The 10,499-nt window shown below is 67.2% G+C and carries 8 protein-coding genes and 1 pseudogene; 5 read left to right on the top strand and 4 right to left on the bottom strand.

Annotated elements, in window-relative coordinates; translation table 11 throughout:
• Positions 1–187 (bottom strand): annotated as a pseudogene (locus tag EG854_RS10540) (cell envelope biogenesis protein OmpA); the annotation flags it as partial.
• A gap of 208 nt (positions 188–395) precedes the next feature.
• On the opposite strand from EG854_RS10540, the gene EG854_RS10535 reads away from it, so the two are divergent.
• Both EG854_RS10535 and EG854_RS10530 read left to right on the top strand, forming a co-directional pair.
• Complete coding sequence (locus tag EG854_RS10535; RefSeq protein WP_123288076.1) at positions 396–1,304, top strand: SDR family NAD(P)-dependent oxidoreductase; 909 nt, start codon at positions 396–398, stop codon at positions 1,302–1,304.
• A 162-nt stretch (positions 1,305–1,466) separates the two neighbouring features.
• Positions 1,467–2,669, top strand: coding sequence for an acetyl-CoA C-acyltransferase (locus tag EG854_RS10530; protein WP_123288075.1), 1,203 nt, complete (start codon positions 1,467–1,469; stop codon positions 2,667–2,669).
• On the opposite strand, the gene EG854_RS10525 is transcribed toward EG854_RS10530, so the two are convergent.
• Genes EG854_RS10525 through otsB form a run of 3 tightly spaced genes read right to left on the bottom strand, consistent with a single transcriptional unit; the run spans position 2,666 to position 6,671 of the window.
• A complete protein-coding gene (locus EG854_RS10525; RefSeq protein WP_123288074.1) occupies positions 2,666–4,078 on the bottom strand; it encodes an alpha,alpha-trehalose-phosphate synthase (UDP-forming) in 1,413 nt (470 codons plus the stop codon). The two genes, EG854_RS10530 and EG854_RS10525, sit on opposite strands and share 4 nt — an antisense overlap.
• Entirely contained in the window at positions 4,075–5,859 is a 1,785-nt protein-coding gene (locus EG854_RS10520) for a glycoside hydrolase family 15 protein (RefSeq protein ID WP_123288073.1), read from the bottom strand. Before EG854_RS10520 ends, EG854_RS10525 begins: the two co-directional genes overlap by 4 nt.
• Positions 5,856–6,671 carry a trehalose-phosphatase gene (gene otsB, locus EG854_RS10515; protein ID WP_241153213.1) on the bottom strand — a complete coding sequence of 272 codons (816 nt, stop codon included), beginning with the start codon at positions 6,669–6,671 and terminating at the stop codon, positions 5,856–5,858. The genes EG854_RS10520 and otsB overlap by 4 nt, the downstream gene beginning before the upstream one ends.
• A gap of 258 nt (positions 6,672–6,929) precedes the next feature.
• Here otsB and EG854_RS10510 point away from each other — a divergent pair, with 258 nt between their 5' ends.
• Genes EG854_RS10510 through EG854_RS10500 form a run of 3 tightly spaced genes read left to right on the top strand, consistent with a single transcriptional unit; the run spans position 6,930 to position 10,465 of the window.
• A complete protein-coding gene (locus EG854_RS10510) occupies positions 6,930–7,928 on the top strand; it encodes a KpsF/GutQ family sugar-phosphate isomerase (RefSeq protein WP_123288091.1) in 999 nt (332 codons plus the stop codon).
• A gap of 1 nt (position 7,929) precedes the next feature.
• Positions 7,930–9,228: a glycosyltransferase family 4 protein gene (locus EG854_RS10505; RefSeq protein ID WP_123288071.1), complete on the top strand. Its 1,299-nt coding sequence runs from the start codon at positions 7,930–7,932 to the stop codon at positions 9,226–9,228.
• A 4-nt stretch (positions 9,229–9,232) separates the two neighbouring features.
• The gene (locus tag EG854_RS10500) at positions 9,233–10,465 is read left to right on the top strand and encodes a glycosyltransferase family 4 protein (protein WP_123288070.1); all 1,233 of its coding nucleotides are present in this window, start codon (positions 9,233–9,235) and stop codon (positions 10,463–10,465) included.
• Positions 10,466–10,499: the final 34 nt, after the last annotated feature.

Here is a 10,499-nt window from a genome sequence, read left to right as displayed (position 1 = left end):
ACGCCGCCCAGCCTTCCTTGACCTCGAAGTCATAGCCATTGGGCCGGGCCGTGTCGAAGCCGTAAACGTCGTTGGCCTTGTGCCAACCCGCGTCTACCGCGCCATACCAGCCATTCGGCTCAGCCGAAGCCGCACCTGCGGCGAAAAGGCCGGCTGCGGCGACGCTGGCGAGAAGTTTTACCTTCATGCTCATCCCTCTAAATTCTGATCGTCAAACTTGACAGTGTGCCCCTGCTTACACGGGCGGCTCCAAGCATCGAACGGGATTATGCTGTTCGAGTTCCGGAATTGACGCATCGGTGGCGCGACTGTGGCCCGATTTCAACACAAATCCCCATTTCGGGGCGCCAATCTCCTGCTAGGAGAGGCCATTCACCATTAGGGGAGACGCCCGGATGCGGCAGGAACTGGACGGAAGGGTGGCCATCGTCACCGGCGCGGGCGGCGGACTGGGCCGTTGCCATGCCCTGGCGCTGGCTGAACGGGGCGCAAAGGTTGTCATCAATGATCTTGGCGGTGCCCGCGACGGCACCGGCGGATCGCTGACCGCTGCCGAGGACGTGGTCAAGGAAATCGAGACCCTGGGCGGCGAGGCCATGGCCGACGGCGCCTCGGTCACCGACTATGCCGCCGTCGAGGCCATGGTGGCGCGGACCATGGAGCGCTGGGGCCGCGTCGATATTCTGGTCAACAACGCCGGCGTGCTGCGCGACAAGTCTTTTGCCAAGATGAATCTGGACGATTTCCGCTTTGTCGTGGACGTCCATCTGATGGGGGCGGTGAACTGCACCAAGGCCGTGTGGGAGATCATGCGCCTGCAGAACTATGGCCGCATCGTCATGACGACCTCCTCCTCCGGCCTGTACGGCAATTTCGGCCAGTCCAACTATGGTGCCGCCAAGATGGCACTGGTCGGGCTGATGCAAACCCTGTCGATCGAGGGCGCCAAGAACGATATCCGCGTAAACTGTCTGGCGCCCACGGCCCATACCCGTATGACCGAGGATCTGGGCGCGGCCCTGCCGCTGGATCAACTGGGGCCGGAACTGGTGTCGCCGGGGCTGGTGCATCTGGTCAGCGAGGACGCGCCCACCCGCTGTATCCTGGCCGCCGGGGCCGGCGGGTTCGAGCGCGCCTATGTGACCCTGACGCAGGGCATCCGTGCGACCGGCGCCGACGCCCGCGAACAGGTTGCGGCCCGTTTTGGCGATATCTCGGACCGTTCGGACGAGATCGTGCCGGAGATGGGTGCAGCCCAGGGCATGATCGAACTGGGCAAGCTGCAGAAAGCCTTGGGCGCCTGACGGCGCGCGCCTATGTTCGCCGCGCGGCGGCTCACGGCTTGAGGCGCCAAAAGCCTTGTCTTGACGTCGCGGCAGGCGCGTACAGATTTGGAATAACCCGCGCTCAAGCAGCGAGCCTCCGCGAGGCGAGCGATAGCGCCCTACAAAGAAGGAGCATCGCAGATGCGTGAAGCCGTCATCGTCTCGACCGCCCGCACCCCGATCGGTCGCGCCTATCGCGGGGCCTTCAACGACACCCAGGCGCAGCAACTTGGTGCCCATGCGGTGCGCCATGCGGTCGAACGCGCGGGCGTCGATCCCGCCGAGATCGAGGATGTGGTGATGGGCGCGGCCCTGCAGCAGGGCTCGACCTCGACCAATGTCGCGCGTCAGATCGCGCTGGCAGCCGGCCTTCCGTCCAGTGTCGCGGGCATGAGCCTGGACCGGCAGTGCGCCTCGGGCCTGATGGCCATCGCCACGGCGGCCAAACAGGTGATGGTCGACGGCCAGACGGTCGCCGTCGGCGGCGGGCTGGAGAGCATTTCCCTCGTCCAGAACCAGCATATGAACCTGTATCGCTTCAAGGATGAGGCGCTGCTGAAGCAGGCGCCGCACATCTATATGTCAATGCTGGAAACCGCCGAGGTGGTCGCCGACCGCTATGGCATTTCGCGCGAGGCTCAGGACGAGTACGCCCTGCAATCCCAGCAGCGCACCGCCGCGGCCCAGGCCGCCGGCTATCTGGACGCCGAGATCGTGCCCATGACCACCACCATGCAGGTGATGGACAAGGCCACGGGCCAGACATCCTCGAAAGAAGTGACCCTCTCGAAGGACGAGGGCAACCGCCCGGAGACCACGCTGGAAGGCCTGTCATCGCTCAAGCCCGTGTTCGGCGGCGGCGAAAAGATCGAAGCGGGCCGCTTCATCACGGCCGGCAACGCCAGCCAGTTGTCGGACGGGGCCTCGGCCTCGGTCCTTATGGAGGCCAGGGACGCGGAAAAGCGCGGCCTGACGCCGCTCGGCCGCTACGTCGGCATGGCCGTGGCCGGCTGCGAGCCGGACGAAATGGGCATCGGGCCGGTGTTTGCCGTGCCGAAGCTGCTGAAGCGCCATGGCCTGACCGTCGATGACATCGGCATCTGGGAGTTGAACGAGGCCTTCGCCGTGCAGGTCCTGTACTGCCGCGACAAACTGGGCATTCCCAATGACCGGCTGAACGTCTCGGGCGGAGCCATCTCCATCGGCCACCCCTACGGCATGTCGGGCGCGCGCATGACGGGCCATGTGCTGATCGAGGGCAAGCGCCGCGGGGCCAAATACGGCGTCGTCACCATGTGCGTCGGCGGCGGCATGGGCGCGGCCGGCCTGTTCGAGATTTACTAGACCTCGGGCACCGGTTTCGCCCCGCCTGTCGGGATCGCTTGCAGGGTTGCGACGAACATGTCGCGCCACAGGGCGACGTCGGAATCGCGCACGACCTGCATCAGGGCCTGCCAGCGGTCCTTACGCTCGGCCAGCGGCATGGCCAGCGCGCGGCTGAGGGCGTCGGAAATTTCCTCGCGGCTGAAGGGATTGATCAGCAGGGCCTCGGTCATCTCCTCGGCGGCCCCGGCAAAGCGCGACAGGATCAGCACGCCCGGGTCTTCGGGGTCCTGTGCCGCGACATATTCCTTGGCGACCAGATTCATGCCGTCGCGCAGGGGCGTCACCAGGCCAACGCGGGCGGCGCGATAGATGCCGGCCAACTGGTCACGCCGGTAGGTGCGGTTCAGATAGCGGACCGGCTGCCAGTCGACATCGCCATAGGTGCCATTGACGTGCCCGGCCAGGCTGTCGAGACGGCTCCGGATGTCCTGATAGGCATCGACGTCGTCGCGGGACAGGGGCGTGACCTGCAACAGGAAGACCTTGCCGCGCTGTTCGGGCTTGTCCTTGAGGAACTGCTCATAGCCCAGCAGCCGCTGCTCCAGTCCCTTGGAATAGTCCAGCCGGTCGACCCCGACGATCATCGAGCGAAAGGCCGCCGACGCCGCCATCCGGTCATAGGTGCGGATGCCGAGCGCAGAGTTCCGCGCCTCGACGAAGGCATCGACGTCGATGCCGATCGGAAAGACGCCGGTCTGGACGGTCTTCCCGAAGGCCATCAGGGCATCATTGGGCAGAAGGCGGCCATGGATGCCGGGCTCTGACGCCACATAGTCCCGGAACAGGTCCAGCCACTCGCGGGTGTGAAAGCCCAGCAGGTCAAAGTCGAACAGCGATTCCACCAGCCGCCGGTGATAGGGCAGCGTCACCAGCAGTTGCCGTACCGGCCAGGGCGTGTGCAGGAAGAAGCCGATCCGGTTCTTGATGCCGCGCCGCCTGAGGTCCCGGGCCAGCGGGATCATGTGATAGTCGTGGATCCAGATCAGGTCGTCGGGCTGGATCAGCGGGGCCAGCGCCTCGGCGAACCGGTCATTGGTGCGCTCATAGCCCTCGCCGAAGGAGCGCTCATAGGCCGAGAGGTCTACCCGGTGGTGGAACAGGGGCCACAGGGTCTTGTTGGCATAGCCGTTGTAATATTCGTCGACGTCCTGGGGCTCCAGATCGACGAGGGCGACGGTGACGCCGGCCCGGTCCTCGATCTGGGCCTCGGGTTTCCAGACCGGCGTGGTGTTGCCGGACCAGCCAAACCAAAGGCCATCATACTTTCGCAGCGCCGCAGACAGGGCCATGGCCAGCCCGCCGGCCGAGCCCGCCGACGGGTCTGTGGGCGCCGAGACGCGGTTCGAGACGACGATCAGGCGGCTCATCGGACGTCCGTCCACGAACGGCTGAGCAGGATGGCGCAGTTGATGATACCGACCAGGGAATAGGTCTGGGGATAGTTGCCCCACAGCTCTCCGGACTCGACCGCGATATCCTCACTGAGCAGGCCGGCATGGGTTCTGCGGGCCAGCATTTCCTCGAAGATAGCTCGGGCCTCCTCGTCGCGACCGTTCTGATGCAGGGCCTCGATGAACCAGAAGGTGCAGAAGTTGAACGCCGTCTCGGGCTCGCCGAAGTCGTCGGGCTCGACATAGCGGAACAGGAAGGGACCCTTCTTCAGATCGCGCTCGATCACCTCAAAGGTGCGGGCCATGCGCCGGTCGTTGAGGGGCAGGAAGCCGACGTCGGTGAGTTGCAGCAGCGACGCATCCAGTTCTGTGCCGCCGAAGCTGGCGGCGAAATGGCCCTCCCCCTCCAGATAGGCCTCGGCCTCGATCCGTTCACGGATGATACGCGCCTTGTCGGCCCAGTCGGCGGCGCGATCCTTGAGCTTCAGATGAAGCGCGGCCTTGGCCAGCCGGTCGCAGGCCGCCCAGCACATGACGGCGGAATAGGTGTGGACCCGGGCAAAGGTGCGGAACTCCCACAGGCCGGCATCGGGCTGGTCGTGCATCTCAAAGGCGCGCTGGCCGACCCGCTCGAGGGCGTGGAAGTCCTCCAGCGTGCCCGGCCGGATCATCCGCTGGTCGTAGAAGGCCTGCACCAGCGGCAGGACAATCTGTCCGTAGACATCGTGTTGCAGATGCTCGCGCGCCTGATTGCCGACGCGCACCGGCTTCATGCCGCGATAGCCCTCGACCGTCTCCGTGATCCGTTCGTCGATATTCTCTTCCAGGCCGACGCCATAGACCGGCTGGACGTGGCCGCCGTCGGCCTGGTCGACCAGGTTGCGGAGATAGACGAGGTAGTTCTCGAGAATGTCGACGGCGCCGAGGCGGTTCAGGGCGCGCACGGTGTAATAGGCGTCGCGGATCCAGCAGTAGCGGTAGTCCCAGTTTCGGCCGCTGCCGGGGAATTCGGGCACGGAGGTGGTCAGGGCCGCGACGATGGCGCCGGTTTCCTCATAGGCGCACAGTTTCAGGGTGATGGCGGCGCGGATCACCGCCTCCTGCCAGTCGAGCGGCAGATAGAGTTTGCGCACCCACTCCTGCCAGTAGGCCACCGTGCGGTCCCGCGCGGCGATCAGTCCCGGGCCCACGTCCTGATCGTAGGCTTCGTCGGGCCCGAAGAAGAAGGCCATCGGCTTTTCGAGCCGGAACACCCGCTCATTGACGATATGGCTGACCGGGCAGTCGGTCGTCAGGCGGAAGGTGGCGCCGGTGCACAGATAGCGGATGTGATTGGAACCGCGGGTGCTGTCCGCCCTCCGCGCGCCCCAATCGGCGGCAGGCCTGAGACGGATGGCGATCCGGGGCGTCCCGGACAGGGGCCGGATCAACCGGCCAAAGGCCAGCGGACGATAGGTGCGCTGCTGATGCGCATGGCGGGGGCAGAAGTCGATGATCTCGAGGGCCGAACCATCGACCGCATGGAGAATCGTGCGGAGAATCGGTGTGTTGCGCACATAGTCCTGCTCGGCGCTGACCTGGTCTTCCAGCACAATGTCCCAGAAGCCATGCTCCGGATCGCTGCCGTCCATCAGGGCCGAGAACAGCGGGTCGCCGTCGAAGCGGGGCGCACAGGCCCAGACATAGCGCCCCTGACGATCGATCAGGGCACTGACGGCGCAGTTACCGATGGGGGCAAGATCGACGGAGGGCTTCATTGGGCGGCCTCGGCCAGTTGCGTCAGCCAGTCACTGACGGCCCGCGTATCCGCCAGACCATAACGCGCGGCACTGACCCAGCGGGGATCGACCAGAATACCGAACCCGCCCGCCGCCTCGGCCGCGCGAAAGGCAGCTTCGTCGGTGCGATCGTCGCCGATCATGACGGGACGCGCGCCGGCAAAGGGCGGTTCGGCCAGAAAGGCGGCCAATGCCCGACCCTTGTCCGTGTCGCCCCCTTTCAGCTCGACGACCATATGGCCGGGCTGAAGATGCAGGCCGTGATCCCGGGCAAGCGTTGTCGTGGCGTGGCGGACGTCGGCGGCCCGATCCGGCGCATTGCGGTAGTGGACGGCGACGCCGACCCCCTTGTTCTCGATCTCGACACCGTCGGCGATCTGGGCGCTGAGGGTCTGGGTCAGCCCTTCGACCGCCAGCGCCACATCGGCCTCGGCCCCGCGGCTCTCGACCTGTCCGTCAGCTGCCCTGCGCTCCAGACCATGCACCCCGGCGACCGGGACCACGCGGCCTTCCAGAATGCGGTCGACATCGGCCAGCGCTCGCCCGCTGAGCACCGCCACCCGCCCGTCCAACGCCGCGATCAGGGCGTCCAGCAGGCGCGAGCGACGCGGATCAGGGACGACATCCTCGGGCCGGGATTCAATCGGGGCCAGCACACCGTCGAGATCCAGGAACAGGGCCAGCGGCCCCCGGTTCCGGATCAGGGACGCCGGCGCCGGGGGTGGCGCGAGGTCTCGGGGGTCGGTCGGGGCGATCACGGCAGTCATCAGGTCGGGTCGGATCTTTCTCATGGCACGGGGCTACGCCGGAACGGGTGCCCGCAGTCTCGGGAGAGACCATCCAACGGGGGAGGAAGATGGTCGGCTCGGGGTTGCGGTGCTGCTAACGCCCCGCTGCGGCAAAGGTTGTCGCCTAACTGCGGTCAGGTCAAACCGCCGGGCTCAGGGATCTGAGAGGCAGGGTCCGGCATTGTGAAACGAGGCGGGATGCGGCACATCCTGCGGCTTCCTATCCGGCGGGCCGATGACGGCCGATCTGACGCGCGTGACATGACCCAGCCCCCCTTCGATGCCGACACCACCCAGGCCATTACCGATTACGCGCGCCGGGTGATCCGGCTGAACCGCGAGGCGCTGGAAGCGCTGGAGAACGGGCTGGACGACAGCGTGGCGCGCGCCTGTTCCGTGATCCTGTCGCGACCCGGCTATCTGGTGGTGACCGGCATGGGCAAGTCCGGCCACATCGGCGGCAAGCTGGCGGCGACCCTGGCCTCGACCGGCACCAATGCCTTCTTCGTCCACCCGGCCGAGATGAGCCACGGGGACCTGGGCATGCTGCGCGATGACTGCACCCTGCTGGCCATCTCCAATTCGGGCGAGAGCCGCGAGCTGCGCGATCCGCTGATCTTCTGCCAGCGGCGCGGCATTCCGGTGATCGGCATGACCCAGCGGCCGCAGAGCTTCCTCGGCCGCAACAGCGCCGTCCTGCTGCAGCTGCCGCAGGTGGCCGAGGCCTGTCCCAACAATCTGGCGCCGACCACCTCGACCCTGATGACGTTGGCGCTGGGCGATGCCCTGGCCATGGTGCTGATGGAGCGGCGCGGGTTCTCGGCCGAGGCCTTTGGCCTGCACCACCCGGGCGGCAAGCTGGGCATGGGCCTGCAGAGCGTGCGCGACTGGATGGGCGACCGCCCACGCAAGGTCGCGACGGTCACGCGCGACACCCCCTTTGCCGAGGTGATCTCGGCCATCACCGAGGGAATGAAGGGCGCCACCGCCGTGGTCGAGGCCGACGGGCGCCTGGCCGGGATCGTCACCGACGGCGATGTGCGCCGCGCCTTTGGCCACGAGCCGACCTCGCTGAAGGACCTGACCGCCGGTGATCTGATGAGCGCCAGCCCCAAACAGGTGTCGCCCGACGCCCGGATGAGCGACGCCGTCGACATCCTGACGCAGAACCGAATCTCGACCCTGCTGGTGGTCGAGGACGACCGGCCGGTGGCGATTATCCACCTCGCCGAACTGATGCAGGCGGGCTACGTCTCCTGACATGACCCGTGTTTGTATCGACGGCTTCAACATCGGCATGGCCAAGGGCACGGGGATCGCCACCTATGGGCGCAACCTGCTGCGGAATCTGAATGACGCCGGGCTGGACACCCAGGTCCTGTATGGTCCCAACGCGGCGATCAACAAGAAGCGGCCGATCCTGAACGAGATCGCCCTGATCGACGCCCACACGCCGCGCGACCGGCCGCTGCGGCGCAAGATCGAGACGCTGACGGCGCGGCTGGGCAAGACGGCGACGGGCATTGCGCCCAGCGACACGGTCATCTGGCCGTCGCGCGGAGGTGGGCGGCCTGTGGCCTCGGCCTACTGGAGTTCGCCCCGGCTGTTTTCGACCGCCAACCGGGCCTTTGCTGCGGACAGGGTGTTCACGCCCCTGAGCTTTCGCTCGCACGAGGCCGTCGCCCGGCCGGATGTGATGCACTGGACGACCGCCCTGCCCTGTCAGGCGCGGGGGGTGCCCAACATCTATACGATCCACGATCTGATCCCGCTGCGTCTGCCGCACACCACGCTGGACAACAAGCGGCTGTTCCTGGGCCTGTGCCGGCAGATCGCGAAAAAGGCCGACCACATCGCCGTGGTGTCCGAGGCGACCAAGCGCGATGTCATCGACATTCTGGGCGTCGAGGAAGACCGGATCAGCGTCACCTGGCAGTCCGTCGGCATCCCACCCCGCCTGCTGGCCAAGTCCGACGAGACCGTGGCCGCAGAACTGGCCAGCGTCCACCAGCTAGGCTGGAAGGGCTATTACCTCTATTTCGGGGCCATCGAGCCCAAGAAGAATCTGGGCCGGATCGTCGAGGCCTATCTGACCTCGGGTTCGACGCGGCCGCTGGTCGTCGTCGGGGGCCGCGCCTGGCTGGACGAGGACGAGACCGCCCTGATGCACCAGATCCGGCGGACCAAGAAGGCCCGCGAGAAGCGCATCCGCCTGTACGATTTCCTGCCGTTCTCGCTGCTGGTCGATCTGATCCGGGGGGCGCGGGGCACCCTGTTCCCGTCGATCTATGAGGGGTTCGGCTTGCCGGTGCTGGAGTCGATGGCGCTGGGCACGCCGGTCGTGACCTCGACCGCCGCCTCCCTGCCCGAGGTTGCCGGCGATGCCGCCCTGATGGCCGATCCCTATGATACGGCGGCCATCGCGGCGCAGATCCGGGCGCTGGACGCCGATGATGATCTGGCCGCCGATCTGTCGGCACGCGGCCGGGTTCAGGCGGAGGTCTTCAGCCCCGAGGCCTATCAGGCACGCCTGAGCGCGCTTTACGCCCGGGTGGCCTGAGGGGATGGCCCGCACCGTCCTGTTTGATGCCGGGCGTCTATTGCAGCGCAGCGGGCGCACGACCCCCACGGGGGTGGACCGCGTCTGTCTGGCCTATGCCGAATGGCTGATGGGCCACCCCGATGTGCGCTTCGTCCCGGTGCGCAGCCGGGGCGATCACCTGACGGCGCTGGACCGGAAATGGTTCGGTGAACTCGCGGCCTCCCTGCGTGAGCGGTGGACCGGTAATGGTGTGGGCGAGGCCGAGCGCACCCTGACCGACCTGCTGGCCCGGCCGCGCGGGGCGCGCTCGCTCTCTGGCCCCGTCAGCCGCGAGCGTGAACCCCGGCGGCAGGCGATGACGCGGCTGTTGATGTCGCGCGCCCTGCCCGAGGTCAGCCGGGGCACATTGTACGTCAATGTCGGCCACAGCGGCCTGACCAGTCCGCGCCTGCTGGCGAAGCTGGCGGAGGACGGGGCCCGTTCGGTGCTGATGGTGCATGACCTGATCCCCATCACCCACCCGGAATACTGCCGGCCGGGCGAGGGCGGACGGCATCGCACGCGGATGCGTCTGGCCCTGAAGCAGGGGTCGGTGCTGGTGGTGAACTCCGACACGACCGCCAAGGTGCTCAAGGCGTTTGCCGAGCGGGAGGGGCTGGCGACACCGACCGTGGTGGTCGCGCATCTGGGGCTGGAGCCGCCGTTCGCGGAGCCCGGCTGGCGGCCCGCCGAGCGCCCGTATTTCGTCCATGTCGGCACGGTCGAGGCGCGCAAGAACCTGACCTTCCTGCTGACCTTGTGGCGGCGTCTGGAAGAGCTGAGAGGGGGCGAGACCCCGGCCCTGGTCCTGATCGGCCGGAATGGTTGGGAGAATGAGTCCGTCATGGACCATCTGGAGCGATCGCCGCCGCTGCAGGGGCTGGTGCATCAGGCGTCCGAGCTGCCGGACGCGGCCCTGTCGCGGCTGATGCGGGGATCGCGCGGGGTGGTGGCCCCTTCGGCGGTCGAAGGGTTCGATCTGCCCGCAGTCGAAGCCATGGCCATGGGGGTGCCCCTGATCGCCTCGGATATTGCCGCGCACCGCGAACTGGTACCCAAGGCGAAACTGATCGACCCGCTGGACGGTCCCGGCTGGCTGAAGGCGCTGGACCGGGCCGCGCGCGGCGACGGGCAGCCCGCGCCCTACAAGCCGCCCAGCTGGAGCAGCCACTTCCAGATCGTGGCCGAGGCGCTGGGGATGAAGCCCGGTATCTGACCGCGCAGCCGGTCAGGCGCGACTGGCGCACCCT

Source organism: Brevundimonas halotolerans, from assembly GCF_003730275.1.
GTDB lineage: Bacteria > Pseudomonadota > Alphaproteobacteria > Caulobacterales > Caulobacteraceae > Brevundimonas > Brevundimonas halotolerans.
This window is presented reverse-complemented; position numbering and strand designations above follow the sequence as displayed.